Consider the following 21,999-nt stretch of genomic DNA (forward strand, 5'->3'; position numbering starts at 1 on the left):
AGCGAACCAAGCTGTTATTAGTCATAAATTACGGGTAACGCTTTTTCATCACGGCGAAATACAGCACAGGGATCACCACTAATGTAAGTAGGGTGGAGATCAAAATGCCGAAAATAAGGCTAATGGCGAGTCCATTAAAAATAGGGTCATCAATAATAAATAATGCTCCTATCATAGCCGCGAGAGCTGTAAGCATGATGGGCTTTGCCCGCACCGCGCCTGAATGGATTACCGCCTGTTGAAACGGAACTCCTGCCGCGGTTTCTTGTTGAATAAAGTCCACTAGGAGTATGGAGTTGCGTACAATTATTCCTGCAAGAGCAATCATGCCTATCATTGAGGTTGCAGTGAATTGTGCCCCTAACAACGCGTGGCCGGGCATTACCCCTATGATGGTAAGCGGGATAGGCGCCATGATAATGAGTGGTACCAGATAAGATCTGAATTGGGCGACGACTAACAGGTAGATAGCAATCATACCTACGCCATAAGCTATGCCCATGTCTCTAAAGGTTTCGTAGGTGATTTTCCACTCGCCGTCCCAAAGTACTGCTACGTTATCTATACCGCTAGGTTGTTCTACATAATGCTGTTGAAAGGTAAAGCCTGAATGGTGATTCGATTCATTTTGCTTATTGATTTGTCCCACCATATCGAGCATGCCATACAGCGGGCTATCGAGTGGCCCCGCCATATCGGCAACCACCATGATCATCGGGATCATATTTTTATGGATAATAGGCGCATCAATATGCTCTTTGTTGATCTTCACCAACTCTGATACAGCTATTGTTTGTCCGTTAGTGCCGCGTAATGTGAGGTTTAACACTTGGTCTAAATCAACTTTTGCGCCTTCCTGTAACTGTAGGTTAATTGGTACAGGGTATTTTTGATTACGCTTATGTAGATAGCTGACATCTTTGCCACCAACAGAGGTAGCGATTAAGTCAACAATTTGCTGATATGGTACGCCTAATAAGCTGGCTTTAGTTCTGTCTATGATAATTTGCCACTTTTGCGCTGCTGCAGGTAGATAGATGTCAATATCGACGACATCCTGAGTTTGCTTGAATATGCCTAAGATCTGATTTGCGGCCTGTTCACGGATAGCTTCGCTAGGACCGTAGATCTCTGCAAGAATAGGTGACCACACCGGTGGGCCAGGCGGCACTTCAACGATTTTTATATTGGCATTGTATTTTTTGCCTATAGCTTGCAGTGGTTGTCTTACACTAAGCGCAATTGTATGGCTGTCACGATCACGTTGTTTCTTATCAACTAAATTAACTTGAATATCACCAAGTTCTTGGGTTTGACGTAAGAAATAGTGACGCACTAAACCATTAAAGTTTATTGGCGCACTGGTACCAGCGTAGAGTTGATAGCTTGCAACTTCTTCTACTTGATTGAGATAACGGCCAAGCTCTTTTAGCGCTTTTTGAGTCTGTTCAACCGGTGTTCCTTCAGGTAGGTCGACTAAGATTTGAAATTCTGACTTATTGTCAAAAGGTAGCATTTTAAGCACCACCAGTTTTGCCATGGGTAAAGCAACGGCGCCAGCAATTAAAACGAAAATAGCCGCGGCTAAGCCAAATCGTGCTTTGCGAGCATGTCGCCCCTGTACAAAGGGGCCGATTAAATGATTAAACAGCCTAAACATCAGGCCCTGATTATCATCAAGGGCATGATTCTCTGTGTGCATACCAGCGGCTTTGCGTAAGAACTTACGACTAAGCCATGGGGTTATCAAAAAAGCAACCGCGAGTGAAATTAGCATTCCCATACTGGCGTTAATTGGAATAGGGCTCATATAAGGCCCCATTAGTCCTGACACAAAGGCCATAGGCAATAGCGCTGCAATCACAGTAAAGGTCGCCAAAATCGTGGGGCCGCCAACTTCATCAACGGCGACAGGGATTAACTCAGTGAATGAGCGTTTGCCCATTGCCATATGGCGATGAATATTTTCAACGACAACAATGGCATCGTCGACGAGAATACCTATCGAAAAAATCAGTGCGAACAGAGAAATACGATTTAAGGTAAAGCCCCACGCCAAAGAGGCAAACAAAGTGAGTGCTAAGGTGATTATAATGGCAATGCCAACGACAGCTGATTCTCTCAGCCCCATAGTCATTACAACTAATAGTACGACAGCCGCGGTAGCAAACATCAGTTTTAAAATAAGTGTATTGGCTTTTTCACCAGCGGTTTCGCCATAGTTACGTGAAACACTGATCTCAACCCCTTTTGGGATTAGTAGGTTTTGTACCTTGTCGATCCGCTGCATAATGTTATTGGCGACATCAACGGCATTTTCACCGGGTTGTTTGCCTATGGCGATAGTGACAGCTGGATAGATATCTTGTTTATCACTATGCCAAGCACTTTGAGTCGGTAGTGCTGCTTTGAGGCTAATATCCGCAAAGTCAGCGAGGTATACAGGCGCTAAATGACCCTGCTGGTCTTGCTTTACTGCAACAACGAGTTGTTTAACGTCTTCAATATTTTGTAGGAATTGTCCTGCTTGCACTTTAATTTCTTGGTTAGCTTGCACCAGTGAGCTTGGCGTTGAAATGTGGTTGTTGTTGAGTAAGCTTTGGTTCATTTCATCGAAGGATACACCGTAGTAATTCATTTTTACCGGATCGATCCTGACGTTTAAACTCAACTGCTGATCGCCAAATGAGCTGATCTCTCGGGTGCCAGGAATACGTTTAATTTCAGTTTCTAATCCATTTGCGACTTGAGTAAGCGTTTCTGCTGACATTGATGGATCTTTTGACCATAAGGTTAGACTCACAATCGGTACATCATCGATGCCGCGTGGCTTAATCTGCGGTTCGCCGACGCCTGCAGCAAGCGGCAACTTGTATTGGTTTGAATAGAGCTGGTTATAGAGCTTTACAATCGCATCATTGCGTGAAATTCCGACTTCAAATGCCACAATAAACAGTGCGCCATCAGGTTGAGAGAAAGAATATAGGGTATCAATGCCTTTGATTTCTGAAATAATCTGCTCGGTTGGTAAGGTCACTAAGCTTTCAACTTCCCTTGGTGTTGCACCGGGGAAGGGGACAAATACATCGGCAAAGGTGACATCAATTTGTGGTTCTTCCTCTTTTGGCGTGACCACAATGGCAAAGAGTCCGAATAGTAACCCTAACAGTGCTAATAACGGTGTAATGGCATTTGCTTGAAAGGTCTGGGCAATGCGCCCTGAAATTCCTAAATTGGCTGGCGTTGGCATATAAACTATCCTAGTACTAACTTTTCAATCAAACATTGTGCTTAGGTAAGCTGTTGGTAGAGCTAAAACATCGGCAAGTAATAAGGCTTGATGTTTGATAGCTAAACACGCTGTTGCTTTTGTTGTGGTAATTCATCAATAAGCTAATGGTGGTTATTGAGAATTTGTAGCGCTTGATAGGCGTCTTTAGCGATGACATCAGCAGTAGATAATCCCGCTAATATCTCTATTTGGCCGTTATCGCTACTGCCGACTCTTACTTGGGTGAGGACCCAGTTTTTATCTTGCTTAAGGTACACAGCATCAAGCGCATTCATGGTCATAATTGATGATTTAGGAATGTATATTGCTGTGCGGTTATCACTAACAAATTGCGCCTTGATTAAGCTGCCGGGAATAACATCTGTTTGGTTTTGCGGCAGGTTGATTCGGACTTTATAACTATGGGTATTGGGATCGATAAAGCTAAATAGGGTCAATTCATCGCTTTCAATCTGTTCACCCGTTGCCAAGATTAAGCGAAACTGCGGTTGACGTTTTACTGCTGCAACATAGCGCTGCGGAATGTGAGTGACAGCACGCATTTGGCTTAATGAATAGCCTGAATACAGAGCTTGTCCGGGGCTAACCGTTTCACCTTCCTCTACGTGTCGTTGGGTCACTACTCCTGAAAACGGCGCATTTACCACAGTGTATTTTACTGACTCTTTAGCTTGAGCGACCTTAGCATTAGCAGCACTGAGCTGTTGCTCTGCAGCTTTGGCATTGGCCAGTGCTTCATCCATCGCACCTTGAGAAATAGCGCCTTGTGGAAACAGTGTTTGATAGCGAGCGAGTTGACGTTGGGTCTCGATATTGATTGCTTGTGCCTTGGCATATTCCGCATTTGCCGCAGAGAGTTGCGCGCCTTGTTCGATATTAGTGATTTCTAACAATGGTGAACCTGCATCAACCACATCATTAATATCATAATTGAGCTTGATAATACGACCGGATGTTTGCGCTGATACCGTTGCAGCCTTAACAGGCTCTATGTAGGCGTCGAGAGTTACGCGAGTTGCAATAGAACGTGGTTTAATTTGAATTGATTCGATGGTTTCAGCTGCAAGCGAAGATGCTGCAGATAGCTGTGTTGTGAGCAATGTACCGAGAAAAAGCCCGATAACTGCCTTTTTGTTTTTCTGTTTTAGCATAGTAATTTCACCAAATTCATTCCATGCAAAAATTCTAATGGAAGCTTAACTTGTATGCAATAATTATTTATTAGGAAAATACGATGAATTGGTTTGGTATGACTAGAGCGTGGGAGTACCCTTCAAGTTACTGAGGTTATACTGTTGTTTTTAATTGCAGTTGTTAGTTTAGATAAGCCAAGTTTTGGCTTGAGTCATTGAGGTGGAGAGTTGGCTTAGCGCAGTGACGTGACTCAGCTTATGTCCTATAAAGCTGAGCCACACATAACAATTTCGACTAATCGTTAAGGTAGTAGGTTAAGGTAGAAACGATTCTTATTTTTTTAATGTACGGTGTATTACTGTCGCGATCGCTAATGCTAAATTGGCCTTGGGAAGCATTCTTAATTTTCCCCAGTTTTGAGTCGGAATCTTTAGCGAACTTTTCTGCAACTTGACGTGCATTTTGGGTGGCAGATTGAACCATTTCAGGTTTGACATTATTAAGTTCGGTAAATAAGAACTGTGCCTTGCTGTTGTAATCTTGATCTGAAATAGCGATACCATCTTTTGCTAGGCTAAGCATGTTTGTGCGGGTGCTTAAGAGTAAATCGACTTTGTTAGTATATAAAGAGATAGAGACTTTTGCTGCGTAACGGTATTTCACATTGGGATCGACATAACCTTGAGCTTGTCTGTCATCTATCGCTGGAAGTGCCACAGTAATTTCATCATCACTAAAGCCTTGCTGCTTTAAAAAGCTGACCACTTTATTGGTTTTGATTTCTACTGTTTGATAGAGCTGATTGAGATCGTTACTTACTTCAGTAAAGCGAATTGGCCAGATGGCAACATTGGCACGTACTTCTTTTTCAGCTAAACCTTTAACGGTGACGGTTCTCTCCATTGCTTTCATTTTTATTAGCTTATCGCCAACTGTCGTGCCTAACATGATTAGGCCAAGACATAATAAGCTGCCAAGGATAAGTGCTGGTAGGGCATTGTTTTTAGGCATGGTATTTTCTCGCTGAAAAATTATGCCTTTACGTTAACAAGGATTGACCAAGTAAGACAAATGAAATTAGTTTTACGTATAAAAAAGCCGCACTGAGTGCGGCTTTTATCAATCAACAATTCAGCGTTTAGCTTAGAATTTGTAGTTGTATTGGATAGAGTAGTAAGTTGCATTTGACGTGGTTGTCGCGTGCACTGTACCTAAGTCATTACCCAAGATTGGCATTTGCTGACCAACTTGCGCAAGTACCGCACTTTGCTCAGTAAGCTGAGTTTCTTCACCGCGAACGAATGCGATACCAAAGTCTAAGCTGGTGTGCTTAGATAGGTTGTAAGTTGCACCCATTGTGTACCATTGACGATCTGAGTCAGGAATTGAAATAGAGCTTACTTCACCAACAACACCTTGGTCGAACATGTAACCAGCACGTAATGTCCAGCTATCATTTAGCGTGTAAGTACCACCTACACTGAATAACCAAGAATCATCCCAAGCGTACTTTTTAAGTTGTGCTTCTGCAGGATCGCTAACTGTGATTTCGTGGAAATCACCCCAAGTTGTCATCTGTGCAGTGTAGTGCAATGCAAATGTATCTGTTAGCTGGTGGAAACCGGCAACTTGGAAGATATCTGGAATTGGGATATTGATTTCTTCAAAGTTAGTGCCGCCATAATTCACTGTACCATCAGCAGTGAACTCTGGGCTGAAACGATAGCTCACACCAAAACGGTGGTCAGCATTGATTTCGTAAACCGCACCAACAATACCACCAAAGGCAATACCATCAGCATCAACATCAACTAAATCTACAGGTACATATGCACCATTTTCGCCAAATGGTAGCTCACCAGAGCGAGTTAACACTCCAGAACCGTAAATTACGTCAAGACCAGCACCAACGCTGAAGTGATCATTAAAGCGGTAAGAAGCACTTAGGTTGAAGTTAATTGTGGTCACTTCGGTTTTGCCAAGAAGATCAACTGGAGCAGGGATCTGAGCTGCGCCATTTAAGATAGATTTTGGCTTCGATAGATCGCTAGTATCAGTACCTGTACCAAAGTTACTAAACATAGCCACACCGTAAGCAAACTTATCGTTTACTGGGCTAACATAGTAAAAGTTAGGGATAACTTTCGCTTCAGCGGCATCATCGATGCTGCCGTAGTGAAGTTCACCTAAGTTTGAGTTTACAAATACATCTTGTACTTCAACTTGTACGTCTGCATAAGTTAAACCCATAGAAAGTTGTTTTTCATCAAACAACGCCATAGCGGCTGGGTTGCGTGATAGAACTGATGCATTATCTGCAATGACAGCATCACCAGCAAATGCACGGCCAATACCGGTTGCTGATTGGCTGTTTAGTTGAAAGCCAGCCGCCATTGTCTGTGTGCTTGCTAGAGCTACTGATACTGCAATAAGAGTCTTGTTGAAATACTTCATTATTATTCATCTCTATTATTTTTGGTCTTGCTTATTCTAGGTCAATTCATTGTGATTGACGGCAAGATCCACTTTTTAGACCCGTGCATAGTAGGTAGTAGATGGCAAGCTAACAACTCCGACCAGAAGTTGTTTTTTGTTAATTATTAGTTAATTAACGAATTCTTAGTTGGTGATATAACACGCGAACAATTGAAACAGCAAAAAGAAAGTATAGCCAACACGGACTTGCAGTAACCAGCAGGTTTCACTATTAGTTAATGAGATGTAACTGTAAGAAATCTAAGGACGAATTTTTGAAAATAAAAAAAGCGTACAAGTGTACGCTTTTTATCTATTTCGGTTAATTTTTGAGACTACAGCTTAGCTTCAAATTGATCAAACTGTTGTTTTATCGTATCTGAAGGGCGGTTAATCATGCTAACAATCACACCTGAAAGCGTCGCTAAAATAAACCCTGGTAAGATTTCATAAATGCTGAAAATACCATCTTCTAGTTGCTTCCAAACCACAACCGTTAACGCACCTACTACGATGGTGGCAACAGCGCCGTTGCGGCTATAATCGCGCCAAAATAGGGCTAACAAAACCACAGGACCAAATGCTGCGCCAAAACCAGCCCAAGCATAGCTTACTAATCCGAGAACGCTGCTTTCAGGGTTGAGGGCTACAACGCCGGCAATTACGGCAATAGCAAGTACACCGATCCGACCCACTAGCATCAGCTCTTTACTTTGTGCTTGTGGGCGTAGCCATTTCTTATAGAAATCTTCAGTGATAACACTTGAGCATACGAGCAATTGAGAGTCGATAGTACTCATAATTGCTGAAAGAATGGCTGCAATCAGCAAGCCGCCAATCCAAGGATTAAATGCTGCATGAGCTAAATGGATAAATACTGTTTCTGGGTTAGTAAGTGGCTCTGCTGCGAAATACAAACTACCTGCAATACCGGTGGCTAGTGCACCGACAAGAGCAAGCAACATCCAGCTCATAGCAATACGTCGTGATACCGGAATATCTTTAGGCGAGGCTATCGCCATAAAACGTGACAAAATATGCGGTTGGCCAAAGTAACCTAAGCCCCACGCAAGTAGTGAAATAATGCCAACAACAGTTGTGTCGTCACTAATAAACGCAAGCATTTTTGGATCGATGTTTTCCAATCCTGCTTGTGTTTCTGGCTGACTCATAATAGCAATAGGTACTATTAATAGCGCAATTAACATCAAACAGCCTTGGAAAAAATCGGTCCAGCTAACGGCAAAAAAACCACCAACGAATGTATAAGCAACAATAATGGTTGAGCCGATGACAAGCGCTAGGGTGTAATCTAGGCCAAATACTTTCTCAAATAGAATCGCTCCGCCGACCATGCCTGACGATGCATAGAAGGTGAAGAAAACTAAAATTGTTATAGCAGAAACCAGCTTTAGTATGCCTTTGTTATCTTCGAATCGCTTTTCAAAGAAATCAGGTAAGGTGAGGGCGTTATCAGTAAATTGGGTATAAACGCGAAGGCGTTTAGCAACAAACAACCAGTTTAACCATGCGCCAAATACTAGGCCAAAACCAATCCAAGCTTCCCCCAGTCCGCCAAGATATACCGCGCCGGGTAAGCCAAGTAATAACCAGCCAGACATGTCTGATGCACCAACACTTAATGCGGTGACTCCTGGTCCCATGCCTCTACCGCCAAGAATATAGTCGTCGACAGAGTCTGTGGCTTTATAAGCCCATAAGCCAATTCCCATCATTAAAGAGAGATAGCCTATAAAAGTAATCAAAATGGGTAATTCAATTGTCATGTGTGATTCACGCTTCTTGTGTTTTCTATGTGTGGGAGCGCTATGTTAACAGAAGTGTGAGCTTGAGCCCAATAAAGGGCGGAAATATGATGGAATACAACCAATAATGCCACTCGGGCATTACTGGTTGTTAAGGATTTAGATGAAGCTTTGTTTTATTTCGTTTTTAACAAAATTGAGATCTTGCTTCTGCTCACCAACAAGTAACATGTAGGCATTATCGGTAGCAAATCCCATACCTTTGTACTTATTATCGGCAAATGCCTCTTCAAGTACTAACCTGTCTTCTAGTGGAACAATAAACAAAGTGACCTTACCTTGCTCACCCTGCATGACCAAGTGCAAGCTTTGTACGCCTTGGAAATCACAATAGGTGCTATAAAACACCTTACCGGGCTGTTGAGTAAATCGCATACTTGGATTGCCAGTTAAAGATGCTAGCTGAAAATTAACTTGTTCAAATTGAACATCTTCATCAATGTGTAGCGCTTTATCTTCGTGATACACATGAGCGAGAGCGTGTTGACTTAAATCAACTGGCGCCATTCTGAGTAGGGTAAACGTCATACCCGCTAAAAAGGCAACTGAGGCGACTAAAGCAAAAGCAAATCCTGTTTTGCGGCGCTGTGAATGATGCTGTTGCAGTTGCTGTTTTAGCAGTAACTTGGCAGCCAAATCATCAGGCACGTCAACTTTTAATGCTTGTTCGATTTTATTATCTAGCTTTCTAAGATCATTTAAAAACGCATCATGCTCGGGGGATCCCATTGCAGCTTTTAAAAACTCAGGATCTTGATTATGCGGATCACTATAGGCCTGGCGGCGAAACTTAAGATCATCCATTGGACTGCCCCCTGTGGCTTGGTTGTTCAAGTACATCTTTTAATTGGTTGCGTGCACGAAATAATCGCGTCATTACGGTATTGCGGTTTAAGTCGAGTAAACTGGCGATTTCATCTCCACTAAAACCACCGATCACTTGCAATAAAAGCGGTTCACGGTACTCGAGTTCAAGTTTTGCTATCTGTCTACGCAATAGATGTTGCTCAGCATGTTCTTCGGTGCTACCTGAAAAAGTGTCTTCGATAAACTCTTGTTCGACATCTGAGTAATTAAACTGCTTGCGCTCAAAACGTCTGGCATTTTCCCGGCGCAAAATGGTGATTAACCACGCTTTAGCCGCTTTCTCATCTTTTAATGAGTCAAGCGACCGCCAAGCACGCAGAAAGGTTTCTTGAGTGATGTCTTCTGCTATATGTTTATCGCCGCAAAGCCAATAGGCGAATCGATAAATATCAGCATGAAGTGCCCTGACAAGGCTATCGTATCGTCGTTGTTTACTAACCATGTCTGAAGAGACCGTGGATTTAGATTTTTTATTTCGCCAACTTGCAAACATTTTTTATTTTTCTAATTGGAGCGATAACGCAAGCTTAACCTTGTTACAGATACTTTGCCAATAATGAACTCTTGTCTAATGAGAAAAGTGGTGGGGGTTATGGTCTAGTGACAAGTGGCTGAAGAATCCCCTTTAGCTCGATTGTCGCTAAAGGGGAAACAAATATAGACGCGAACTTAAGGATTTAATTGACTTAATGCTGAGTGACTATGGCGACTTTGCATTGGCCTTGCTGCTTTAACAATATTAACTAACTTGTTGTAATCAATAGTATCGGCTTGAGGTTGTGCATCTGTTTTGCTCTGACTGTATGCAGATTTTTGCAGCATTGCGATACAGTTTTGCATAAACTCGTCGGTGAGGCCGATTTGGTTTAACGACATAGGCTGTTGATAGAGCTCTGTATAGTGGCGAGTTAAACTGTTTAAGACGCGAGTCGGCTGTTTTGCATCACAGGCTGCTTTAAGTTCAGCAAAGGTTGAGCTTGAGGCTGGAGCTGCTGCAAATGGTTTAGCCGCTGTTACCCTTGAGTTTTGTTTGCGGGCATTAAGCCATAACATTAAGGTGACTAGCCATAATATGGCAAATATAAGAGATAGCCACGGCCAAAAGCCAGCAGTAGTGGTTGTCACTGCTGCTTGTTGAGGCATTGCTTGCTGCGAAGGCTCGGCTGCCACAGCTCCTTTAATCGTAATAGTGCGCGCAGGGAGTGTAGCGAATTGCTGCTTGTTTAAATGTGGATTCCACCAAGGTACTTTAACTTCTGGCAGCGTATAAGTGCCGCCACTGGTTGCAACAATAGCCGTGGTTTGGGTTAGCTGAGCGACCATTTGGTTATCACGTAAAAAGGTATTGCGCTGTGCCTTTTCTGGGTAGGTTTTTAATGCAGCCGGCGTCGCTAGGTTAATCTCAGGCAGACTCGTCTCATCGGTATTGGAAGCCAAAAGAGTGATGGTGCGAGTAATAGGATCACCAATATTGTATTCTACTGCGGTATCAGGCCAGTCTTCTTTCAACACCACTAAATCTGATACTAGCCACTCTCCATGATAGTCAGCTGGAATTGGCTTTATATGTACCTTGATATCCGGTGCTTTGGTTTGTGTCGGTTTACTTTCGTTAAACGAAAACATGGCACCACTGCGTCTTGATTGCACCAATACATCTCCAGCAAAGCTGGCTCCGACTATATTAAGCTCTCCGGCTTGATCGGCAATAATGGAGTAATTACGTTCAATGACGCGATAACGGCGACCATTTACAATTTCGGTACTATCGCTGTCCTCACCCAGCTGTTTTATTTGTGCGCCGCTCAAATCTGGTGCATTTAATACGCCTCGTTGTAATTCGAGCGCTAGATACAACTTCACCTTGTAGGTCAGCATTTGACCGACATAAGCCTCATCATTAGAAAGGCTGGCACGCATAAAAATATTCTGCATCTGTTGAGGTTGGGAGCCAGCTTTTAGCACAGATAAGGTGATAGGATTTGAGCTGACACCATCAATAGTAAAAGCAGGGATCTCGATATTCCCCGCAGATTTTGGCGAAAGTAAAACCTGCCAACGGGTTTCGTTACTCGCATCAAAATTCATGATTTTTTTACTGCGGCTAATACTGGTGCGTCCTACGATAAAGTCTTTAAGTAGGGCAGAGGTATCGAGTTTACCGCTATTTAAATCATCGTCTGCAATTACTGTAAGAACGAGTGTTTCTCCTTCCATAAGCGGATTGCTATCAACTGATGCTTGTAGCTGAGTAAGCGCACTTGCTGGAAAGGCGGTTAGGGCGAGAAGCGCTAACACAAAAATTGAGCGTATTACCACTGTTCTGTTTCCTTCGAATTGATGCCTTGATGGCGACGTTTCTGATATTCAAGTTGCATTTTATTGCGTAATAATACTTGCGGATCATCTGCAATAGCACGCAGTGCTCGCTCCATTTCTGGTGGCAGCGGTTCGTCAGTAGGCAGCGCGGTTGCGGCAACTTGCTGAGTTTCATTGTCAGTTTGCTCTGGCTGATCTTGCGTTTTAGTCGCTGCGCCTTGTTGAGCTTGTTGCGCTAATGGCTCTTTAGCTTCATCAGTTTGCTGAGCTTGTGGTTCACTGGCTTGAGCTTGCATTTCGGCATCATTGTTGGGCTGCTGCTCATTGTCCGTACTTTGATTGCCTTGCTGCTCACTATTATTCTGCTGCTCTTGGGCTTCATCTGACTGCGACTGTTGCTGTTCTTTTGGCTTTGAAGCATCATCAGTTTTTTCGGATTGCTGCTCAGATTGCTCTGAGTTGGGCTGATTATCTTGTTGCTGTCCGTTATCTGATTGATTTTGTTGCCCTTGTGACTGACTATCTTGCGATTGTTGATCTTGTGGTTCTTGCTTTTGTGATTGCTCATTCTGTGACTGTTGAGGATCATCACTTTGATTTTGCTGATCTGAACCTTGATTTTGATCGTTATCTTGCTGTTGCTGCTGTTGCTGCTGTTGCTGTTGTAGCTTTTTAGCTAACTCTAAATTGCTTTTTGCTTGGGCAAAGTCGGGCTGTTGCTCTAGTGCTGCTTCATAACGTTTTTGTGCTTGTTGATATTTTTCAAGCTGCATTAGTGCATTACCTTGGTTATATAAACCTTTTGCTGAGCTATCTTGCTCAAAACCGTTTAGCGCTTGTTCAAATTGCCCAGCTTTATATAAGGCACTTGCTTGCCATTGCGGGTCGATAAACTGGTTGGCAGCGGCTTCATACTCAGCTGCTTTGTAAGCTTGCATCGCTTGCTGATCTTGAGTTTGCCATAAATTGTCCCAAGTACTGGCCTCAGCAATACCGTTTGGCTGCAGGATAACAAACAGCGCTAACGTAGCTAACATGCCGTTTCTAAAACTCAACAGCGCGGGGAGTAATAAAAGCAGTGCAATATAAGGCCCTAGATCGACCCATGTCTCCCCTTGCAAATCGCTAGCTTTAGTATCTTTGGTGTTTGCAAGCCATTGTTTAACTTGTGTAACATCGCTGCCGTCAGCGCGATTAGCCACCATGATCCCACCGGCATTATTGGCTAATTCATCAAGTAGGGCATAATCAGTTTTAGCAATAACCACCTGATTAGCATTATCTCGAAGTAATTGACCATCTGGCAGTTTGATTGGTGCGCCTTGTTGACTACCAAAAGCCATGATAGCAAGGCGATATGGACTATCTTTTAACACCGATTCTGCACGTTTAAATTGTGCGGCTGAGACGCCATCAGTAAATAACACTATATCGCCGCGAAGGTGGCCACCTTGGCTAAGTAAAGACTGTGCCTGAGTTATCGCCGCCTCCAAGTTTGAACCTCTTGTTGGCATAATATTGGGGGTTAACGTAGGTAACAAATTTAATAAGGTTGCTTTATCGCGAGTTAATGGGCTGATGGCAAACGCATCGCCAGCGTATGCAATTAAACCGGTTTCACCGTCGCTGAGCTCAGCTATTAAATCGGTTGCGCGATATTTAGCTTGGGTTAAACGATTAGGAGCTAAATCATCAGCATACATAGATAGAGACATGTCCATCACCAGCACGCGGCCTTGCGTTGACTCATAAACAGGTAATGAGCGTTTTTCCAGTGCCGGGCCTGATAATGCAAATACAGCAACTAACCAGGCTATTGCTAGGTAGTAGACATTGTTGCGTTTTTTGCCGCTAACGCCATTGACTAAAACTTTGGCAAGATGTGGCGCTATATAGTTATCCCAGCTTGATCTAGCAGCTTTGCTTTTAAACAATATGAGTAATAGCAAGGCGAGTGGAACCAGTGCGATAAACCATTCAGGACGTAAAAAATGCATGTTTAGCGTCCCCCTTTGTTAGCGTTTTTACTATTACGCTTGAAACCAAAAGATACATAACCAAAAGAGATCATAATTGAAGCTAAAAGGGCCAAACCTAGTGGCCAGTAAAATAGTTCTGCTTGCGGGCGATAGCTCAGTTGATCCCGGGCGACGGGCTCAAGGCTATCGATGACTTGATAGATTTTTTCAAGTTCTTCGGTGTTACGGGCACGGAAATACTGTCCACCTGTAGTACTGGCTATTTGCTGTAACTGGGCTTCATCTAGATCCATCGACGGATTAACACGCTCTTTTCCAAATAGGGTGCGTCGTTCCATCACATCGGCGCCGACACCGATTGTGTAAATGGTGATCCCGCGCTGCTTAGCAATGGCTGTAGCTTGCTCTGGCGAGATTGCACCGGCATTGTTAGAGCCGTCAGTGAGCAGGATCAGTACTCGGTTACTTTGCTCTACTTTATCAAAGCGCTTCACCCCAAGTGCAATCGCTTCGCCAATCGCAGTTTGTTTACCGACTAAGCCTATTTGCGCTTCTTTTAAGTATTGCGCAACTGTGCGTCTATCTTGGGTTAACGGCGATTGTAGGTAGGCATGATCTGCAAATAGGATCAAACCAATGCGGTCGCCTTTTCTACGTTCAATAAAGTCGCTAATAACATGCTGAATAAGCGTAAAGCGATCAACCGCTTTGCCGTCGAGTACCATATCTTCAATCTGCATGCTGCCAGAGAGATCGACTGATAACATTAAATCACGTCCTTTACTCGGCAATTCAATCGGCTCTCCAACCCAGAGCGGTCGGGCGCAAGCTAATACCAATAGGCACCAGACCACCCAGTAGCGTTTTTGCAGTGACTGACGTGTTGTAGTACTTGCCAATGCTGACGACTGGCTCGCACCTGGTAGTACTAAATGTCCTGTCATGGGTTTGGTTTGCTGTTTTTTCTTAAAAATAAACGGCAAAGGCAATAATAGTAATAAGAAAGGCCAAGCAAGGGTTAACATGTGCTTTCCTCACTTTTAGCGGCTTTCTTTAACGGTAAAGCAGATTTTATCCAGCGCTGAGCACTTGCTCTCAGCTTGGATTTCTCTGCGTCACTAAATGGGTTGGCCTGAAAGCGCTTCGCTAATAATTCACACAACTCATTTTGTGGGCTACTGACTTGAGCATTTAACCACTTGTACCAATTATCACCACTAAGTTGCGCAACTTGAGTGCGTGGTGAGTAACTTAAGGCGGCGCGTTTTAAGATACTACTGACCTGATCTACGAATTGCTCGTGCTGCAACTCTAGCGCTGCAAGTTCAGCTAGTGCTGCATTTTTTGCTGCATGAGTTTGGCGTCGCTTTATTAGCCAATATGTAATTAGGCCAAGGCTACAAATAATTAAGGCTAGCGTAATCCAATAGCCATATGCTAATGGCCAGGCGCCGATTTCTACAGGAGTTTGTATATCTTGTAGGGCTGCCAGTGCTGGGTTTGCTTGGGTGGTCATTTATCTCAACGCCTCTAATTGTTGATTTAAACGACGCCCAGCATCGACGATACGAGTTTGCACGTTTAATTTTTGCATCATTTCAATAAAGTTGTTTTGCAGTGTTTTTTGGCCCAATAGCCATTGTTCGTAGCTGTGACGATCAATGATTAGCTCTTTTGCGCCTTCTCTAACCGGTAGTTGAAAATGCTTAGGCAGATTTAGCTCACCTTGACGCAATGGGTCGGTCACTAAAAACGCACCAATATCGCAATGGCGTTTTAGATCTGAAAGTGCAGCTAAACAAGCTGGTGAAAAGTGGCTACCGTCAGTCACAATCCAAATCAAAGAGCCGGGCTTTGCTAGGCGGCGTAAACGTTGGCACGCTTTTACCATATGTTCAGGTTCAGGCTCTTGGGCAAGATGTTGTAATTGGTTGTGATGTAACTTTTTAATCGCTGATACGACTTGTAAAATGCCTTGTTGACGACTACGGGGCTTTAGTTCTATATGCTCGCTTTCTGTGGCAATTAATGCACCTAATCTGTCACCATGCATTACAGCATTCCAACCTAATGTCGTTGCAAGGTGTGCGGCTTGGACCGACTGCAACATCAAGCTAGAGCCAAAATATAAGCTGCTGCTTAGATCGAGCAACAGAAGCACTGGTCGCTCGCGCTCTTCGACAAAAAGCTTGGTATGAGCCTGACCGGTTCTCGCTGTGACACGCCAATCTATGGTGCGTACATCGTCACCACTTTGATAGTGGCGAACCTCAGCAAACTCCATGCCTCTGCCTTTAATCAAGCTAGCTCTATGACCAGCAAGGCTGGCCTTAGCTTTGGCGCGTTTTTCTGGCAATGCTTTGGCAAGACTTTGACAGGCAAGTAGCTCTTTTTCTGTAATATGAATGCCGTCGCTAAACAACGGCAGTGCTGTATCGACCATTAAGGAACCGCAACTTGAGAAAGAATATGGTTAATTACGTCATCAGCGCTAACACCGTCTGCTTGTGCTTGATAGCTCAATAGCAAACGATGGCGCAATACGTTAGGCGCAACGGCTTGAATATCTTCTGGAGACACAAAGTCGCGTTCATGCAAATAAGCACGAGCGCGGGCACAGCGCTCCAATGATAAGGTGGCACGTGGGCTTACACCGTATTCAAGCCAGCTAGCCAACTCTTGGCTATAAGCTTCGGGTTTGCGGGTTGCCATAATAATATCAACGATGTATTTCTCTAAAGGCTCAGCTAAGTAGATCTGTAGTGCATGTTCACGGGCAGCAAATATATCACCCTGAATAATAGGTTCTACGTGCGGGGCTGCTTGTTTTAGCGCTTCGTTACGCGACATTCGCATGATCTCAAACTCAGTTTCAGCACTTGGATAATCTAAATTCAAGTGCATTAAAAAACGGTCTAACTGAGCTTCAGGCAACGGATAAGTACCTTCATTTTCTAATGGGTTTTGGGTTGCCATTACCAAAAACAGTTCAGGTAGCGGGTAACTGTGTTTACCGACCGTTACTTGGCCTTCTGCCATGGCTTCCAATAACGCTGATTGAACCTTAGCGGGTGCTCGGTTGATTTCGTCGGCCAAAATCAGGTTATGGAAAATTGGGCCCGCCTCAAACTCAAAAGTCGCGGTTTGCGCTCGGTAAATATCGGTACCAGTTAAATCTGCAGGCAATAAGTCTGGTGTAAATTGAATACGGTGAAAATCTCCTTCAACACCGTCACACAGTGCTTTAACGGCGCGAGTTTTTGCAAGGCCTGGTGGGCCTTCAACTAATAAGTGTCCGTCGGCAATTAATGCAATTAGTAGATTCTCGGTGAGAATAGGCTGTCCTAGAATGACAGTATTTAAGTATTCGCGTAACGCGTGAAATCGACTCAAAGGCATGATGCTACTCGGTTTATTTAAAGTTAGTAAGGTATAGACCAACGACATAGTAAAAAATTCCCTATGGGTTTGGCTAGTGGCAATTGATGTTAATAAACCTGCAAGTGTTTTAGTTGCTGAGAAAATAGCTGCCTTGATCGCTAGCTTTTGCTTTACAAAGCTTTTATTGCGGTGGATAACTCAAAGGTTGAGGGTGAAAGCCAATGATTAATCATTGTTAACTAACATTTTTCTTATATTTTATAGACAAAAAAACAAACAGGTGTTTAAAACTTGCCGTTAAGAAGTTAGAATCAGATCACACTTTAAATGGTCAGACCTGTTTAATAAGCGGCAAATAGGTTTCTCAAGGATATAAAAAAGCATGTCAAAAAACGACATGTAGAATAAGAGGGCAAGAAATGAGTGATAGACAACAGGTGACAAATGCTAGAGGTGAGCGGATAGCGATAGTTTCCGGCCTGCGCACACCATTTGCAAAGCAAGCGACAGCCTTTCATGGTGTATCAGCACTGGATATGGGCAAGATGGTTGTTAACGAGCTGCTGTCTCGCTCAGAGCTTGATCCTAAAGAGATTGAACAACTCGTGTATGGTCAAGTAGTGCAAATGCCTGCGGCGCCAAATATCGCCCGTGAAATCGTACTGGGCACTGGCATGAATGTTAGCACTGATGCTTACAGTGTCACTCGCGCTTGTGCGACGAGTTTTCAATCAACGGCTAACGTCGCTGAATCAATCATCACTGGTAACATTGATATTGGTATTGCTGGTGGAGCCGATTCTTCTTCAGTATTACCAATTGGGGTATCAAAAAAACTCGCCCACGCATTAGTCGATCTCAATAAAGCTCGCAGCTTTGGTCAAAAGCTGGCTATTTTCCGTCGTTTAGGGCTTAAAGATTTGTTACCTGTGCCGCCGGCTGTTGCTGAATACTCTACCGGGCTATCAATGGGGCAAACAGCTGAGCAGATGGCTAAGACTTATAATATTAGCCGTGCCGATCAAGATGCGTTAGCTCATCGCTCTCACACGCTGGCCACTGAAACTTGGAACGCTGGAAAACTAGCAGAAGAAGTCATGACTGCTCATGTTCCGCCATACAAAGCATTTATTGAACGTGATAATAATATTCGCGAAGATTCTAAACTTGAATCATACGCTAAATTGCGTCCAGCATTTGATCGTAAGCATGGTTCTGTTACGGCCGCAAATAGTACGCCATTAACCGATGGTGCTTCTGCTGTATTGTTAATGAGTGAGGGGCGCGCTAAGGCCTTAGGTTACACGCCAATTGGCTACATTCGCAGTTATGCGTTTACTGCTATTGATGTATGGGAAGATATGCTGATGGGGCCTTCCTATGCTACACCGCTAGCGTTAAAACGAGCGGGTATGGAGCTTGAAGATCTAACGCTTATTGAAATGCATGAGGCATTTGCGGCACAAACATTAGCGAATATGCAGATGTTTGCTTCAAAGAAGTTCGCCGAAGAAAAACTTGGCCGTAACCGTGCAATTGGTGAAATTGATATGGCTAAGTTTAATGTACTTGGTGGCTCACTTGCCTATGGTCATCCATTCGCTGCAACAGGCACGCGTTTGGTAACACAAGTATGCCATGAATTAAAACGCCGCGGTGGTGGTACAGGTCTCGCAACAGCATGTGCTGCGGGTGGTTTAGGTGCAGCTATGATTGTTGAGGTGGAGTAATCACATGGAAAAGACATTTAATTTAAGCCGCCGTGAAGACGGCATTGCGATCTTAACAATGGATGTTCCTGGTGAAACCATGAACACACTGCGTAGCGAGTTTGGTCCTGAAATCTCTGATGTATTAGCTGAAGTCAAATCTGATAGCAGTATTAAAGGTTTAGTCCTGATCTCAGGTAAAAAAGATTCTTTTGTCGCCGGCGCTGATATTTCAATGCTAGATGCCTGTGATACGGTAGAAGATGCTAAGTTGTTGTCGCAACAAGGACACGTGGTTTTTAATGAGCTTGAAAACTTATCAATCCCCGTTGTTGCTGCAATCAATGGTGCTTGTTTAGGCGGTGGTTTAGAGCTTGCACTGGCTTGCCATCAGCGTGTGTGTTCGTTAAATAGTAAAACCATGATGGGCTTACCTGAAGTGCAATTAGGCCTGCTACCTGGCGGCGGTGGAACTCAGCGTTTACCGCGTTTGGTTGGCGTGACCAAGGCACTAGATATGATGCTAACTGGTAAGCAACTTCGACCTAAGCAAGCTGTTAAATTAGGCTTGGTTGATGATGCTGTGCCTGAATCAATTCTGTTACGTACTGCAATTGAAATGGCATTGGCGGGCAAACGTCCTGCAAAGAAGAAAAAACAGTCATTAATTAATCAGTTATTAGAAGGGACTAGTGCAGGGCGCAATATTATTTTTGATCAGGCTGCTAAACAAGTTGCTAAGAAGACTCAAGGTAATTATCCCGCGCCAAACAAAATTATTGATTGTGTTAGACAAGGTATGACTAAGGGGATGCTTAAAGGGCTTGAAGTTGAAGCTAGTCATTTTGCAGAACTGGTTATGTCGAAAGAGTCTGCTGCGCTACGCAGTATTTTCTTTGCTACAACAGAGATGAAAAAAGAGTCTGGTGCAGGTGATGCTAAGCCACGTCAGATTAAAAAGGCTATGGTGTTAGGCGGTGGTCTTATGGGCGGCGGCATTGCATCGGTTACAACGACTAAAGCAAAAATACCTGCGCGGGTTAAAGATATTAATCAGGCAGGTTTGAGTAATGCCTTGGCTTACGCGTATAAACTGCTTGATAAAGGCGTGAAACGCCGCCATATGACGCCAGCTGTGCGTGATAACACCATGGCATTAATGACCACAACAACAGAGTATAAAGGCATCAAAGATGCTGATATTGTTGTTGAAGCAGTATTTGAAGATTTAAGTTTGAAACATCAAATGGTTAAAGATGTTGAGCGAGAGTGTGGCGAGCATACTATTTTTGCTTCAAATACATCGTCTTTACCAATCTCGCAAATTGCACAAGCTGCAAGCCGACCTGAAAATGTTATTGGGTTGCATTACTTTTCTCCTGTAGAGAAAATGCCTTTGGTAGAAGTGATTGCCCACGAAAAAACATCAGCAGAAACCATTGCGACCACAGTTGCATTTGCGAAAAAGCAAGGCAAGACACCCATCGTAGTGCAAGATGGTGCAGGCTTTTATGTTAATCGTATTTTAGCGCTTTACATGAATGAAGCCGCTCAGCTTTTGCTAGAAGGGCAGAGTGTTGAGCATCTTGATAAAGCGTTGGTTAAATTTGGTTTCCCTGTTGGCCCAATGACATTGCTTGATGAAGTTGGTATTGATGTTGGTGCTAAAATTTCGCCTATCTTAGAGAAAGAGCTAGGTGAACGTTTTATGGCTCCGGCAGCATTTGATAAGTTATTAGCAGATGATAGAAAAGGCCGTAAAAATGGTAAAGGTTTCTATTTCTATGGTGGCAAGAAGAAGGCTAAAGAAGTCGATGAAACAGTTTACACTGTTTTAGGCCTTAAGCCGGGGGTAGATACTGAAGCTTCAGAAGTCGCCCAGCGCTGCGTAGTACAGATGCTCAATGAGGCTGTTCGTTGTCTTGATGAAGGAATTATCGCTTCAGCGCGTGATGGTGATATTGGTGCGATTTTTGGTATAGGCTTCCCGCCATTCTTAGGCGGTCCTTTCCACTATATCGATACACTAGGCGCAGAGAATTTAGTTAATATCTTAGAAAATTATAAAAACCGTTATGGTGACAGATTTGAACCTGCAGAAAAGCTGAAACAGATGGCTGCAGACGGAGCTAAGTTTTTTAATTAACTCACTACAAATGAGCCAAACATAATCGTCTAGTTCTATAAGTGACGAATCGACGATATTAGGTTAATTAACAATGCGGCAACATAATGCCGCATTTTTTTATGCGCAAGGTAAAGATGTGCCTAAAAAATGTTCGTTTAAGGTGCGGTTTGCTTGTACAATACCCTTTATGACTGTTTAGCTAGGATGGCTACTTATTTGTAATGGGGAGTAGATAAGTGGAACTAGTTATTTGCGTAATATTAGCTTATTCGAGTTACTTGATTGGTAACAGTGCCTTTAACGCTGGATTACCTGTAAAGCGCTGGGCGTTTTTAGGTTTGCTTGTTGGGCCAGTGGCATACCCACTATTAAACTCGCATAAACAGCTAGCCTATCGTAAAGCGATGGGAAAACAGGGGATATCGATCTGTTTGTAAAGTCATTCAATGATAAAAACAAAAAGGAGCCTAGGCTCCTTTTTTGCTTTCAGGCAATATGAAATTGCTCTATCGTTAAGTTTAACCCCACCAGCCCTTAGCTGGGATCACTTCTAAATGGTTTAACCCTTCAGGAAGCTTAACTTTTTTACGGTTTGGCTTTGCTAGTCCAAGCATTACTAATAACGAATTAAACATAATTTCACCTCGCTATTTTTTTAGTTCCACCAACGTTTAGCTGGAACAACAGTTAGATGTTCTAACCCCGCAGGTAATGGTTCTTTTTTGCGTACAGGTTTTACAAAACCAAGTGCTTTAATAATTGAGTCAATCATGATGCTTCTCCTTAACTAAGCTGATGCTTGGTTAACAACCTTAATGTTTGGGATAGCGGCTGTTAGTACCGGCTTAACCTTGATGTTCGGGATAGCGGCAGTTTGTACAGGCTTAAC

Annotated in this window: 16 protein-coding genes; 3 read left to right on the forward strand and 13 right to left on the reverse strand. The window is 43.4% G+C overall.

Annotated features, from left to right (window positions below):
- Positions 1–28: 28 nt before the first annotated feature.
- From L884_RS0115435 to L884_RS0115495, 13 genes are all read right to left on the reverse strand, one after another.
- The gene (locus L884_RS0115435; protein ID WP_156925703.1) at positions 29–3,250 is read right to left on the reverse strand and encodes an efflux RND transporter permease subunit; all 3,222 of its coding nucleotides are present in this window, start codon (positions 3,248–3,250) and stop codon (positions 29–31) included.
- Positions 3,251–3,393: 143 nt separating this feature from the next.
- Positions 3,394–4,443 (reverse strand): efflux RND transporter periplasmic adaptor subunit, encoded by a 1,050-nt coding sequence (locus L884_RS0115440; protein WP_051435651.1) that lies wholly within the window; start codon positions 4,441–4,443, stop codon positions 3,394–3,396.
- A gap of 277 nt (positions 4,444–4,720) precedes the next feature.
- A complete protein-coding gene (locus tag L884_RS0115445) occupies positions 4,721–5,437 on the reverse strand; it encodes an SIMPL domain-containing protein (protein WP_028768339.1) in 717 nt (238 codons plus the stop codon).
- Between the two features lie 132 nt (positions 5,438–5,569).
- Complete coding sequence (locus tag L884_RS0115450; protein ID WP_028768340.1) at positions 5,570–6,880, reverse strand: OmpP1/FadL family transporter; 1,311 nt, start codon at positions 6,878–6,880, stop codon at positions 5,570–5,572.
- A 356-nt stretch (positions 6,881–7,236) separates the two neighbouring features.
- Entirely contained in the window at positions 7,237–8,688 is a 1,452-nt protein-coding gene (gene putP, locus L884_RS0115455; RefSeq protein ID WP_028768341.1) for a sodium/proline symporter PutP, read from the reverse strand.
- A gap of 138 nt (positions 8,689–8,826) precedes the next feature.
- A complete protein-coding gene (locus L884_RS0115460) occupies positions 8,827–9,531 on the reverse strand; it encodes a DUF3379 domain-containing protein (protein ID WP_028768342.1) in 705 nt (234 codons plus the stop codon).
- A complete protein-coding gene (locus L884_RS0115465) occupies positions 9,524–10,087 on the reverse strand; it encodes a sigma-70 family RNA polymerase sigma factor (protein WP_028768343.1) in 564 nt (187 codons plus the stop codon). The genes L884_RS0115460 and L884_RS0115465 overlap by 8 nt, the downstream gene beginning before the upstream one ends.
- 176 nt (positions 10,088–10,263) lie before the next feature.
- The gene (locus tag L884_RS0115470; protein WP_028768344.1) at positions 10,264–11,913 is read right to left on the reverse strand and encodes a BatD family protein; all 1,650 of its coding nucleotides are present in this window, start codon (positions 11,911–11,913) and stop codon (positions 10,264–10,266) included.
- Entirely contained in the window at positions 11,907–13,910 is a 2,004-nt protein-coding gene (locus L884_RS0115475; protein ID WP_028768345.1) for a vWA domain-containing protein, read from the reverse strand. Before L884_RS0115475 ends, L884_RS0115470 begins: the two co-directional genes overlap by 7 nt.
- A gap of 2 nt (positions 13,911–13,912) precedes the next feature.
- Positions 13,913–14,917 (reverse strand): vWA domain-containing protein, encoded by a 1,005-nt coding sequence (locus L884_RS0115480; protein ID WP_028768346.1) that lies wholly within the window; start codon positions 14,915–14,917, stop codon positions 13,913–13,915.
- On the reverse strand, positions 14,911–15,408 hold the full coding sequence (locus L884_RS0115485) for a DUF4381 domain-containing protein (RefSeq protein WP_028768347.1): 498 nt from the start codon (positions 15,406–15,408) through the stop codon (positions 14,911–14,913). Before L884_RS0115485 ends, L884_RS0115480 begins: the two co-directional genes overlap by 7 nt.
- Positions 15,409–16,335, reverse strand: coding sequence for a DUF58 domain-containing protein (locus L884_RS0115490; RefSeq protein ID WP_028768348.1), 927 nt, complete (start codon positions 16,333–16,335; stop codon positions 15,409–15,411).
- Positions 16,335–17,291, reverse strand: coding sequence for an AAA family ATPase (locus L884_RS0115495; RefSeq protein ID WP_028768349.1), 957 nt, complete (start codon positions 17,289–17,291; stop codon positions 16,335–16,337). Before L884_RS0115495 ends, L884_RS0115490 begins: the two co-directional genes overlap by 1 nt.
- A gap of 401 nt (positions 17,292–17,692) precedes the next feature.
- Between L884_RS0115495 and fadI the strand changes: the two genes are divergently transcribed.
- From fadI to L884_RS0115510, 3 genes are all read left to right on the forward strand, one after another.
- Positions 17,693–19,003, forward strand: a complete 1,311-nt coding sequence (gene fadI / locus L884_RS0115500; RefSeq protein ID WP_028768350.1) for an acetyl-CoA C-acyltransferase FadI — start codon at positions 17,693–17,695, stop codon at positions 19,001–19,003.
- Between the two features lie 4 nt (positions 19,004–19,007).
- A complete protein-coding gene (gene fadJ, locus L884_RS0115505) occupies positions 19,008–21,128 on the forward strand; it encodes a fatty acid oxidation complex subunit alpha FadJ (RefSeq protein ID WP_028768351.1) in 2,121 nt (706 codons plus the stop codon).
- A 218-nt stretch (positions 21,129–21,346) separates the two neighbouring features.
- Complete coding sequence (locus tag L884_RS0115510) at positions 21,347–21,547, forward strand: hypothetical protein (protein ID WP_028768352.1); 201 nt, start codon at positions 21,347–21,349, stop codon at positions 21,545–21,547.
- Positions 21,548–21,999: the final 452 nt, after the last annotated feature.

The sequence above is a fragment of the Shewanella fidelis ATCC BAA-318 genome (assembly GCF_000518605.1).
Taxonomy (GTDB): domain Bacteria; phylum Pseudomonadota; class Gammaproteobacteria; order Enterobacterales; family Shewanellaceae; genus Shewanella; species Shewanella fidelis.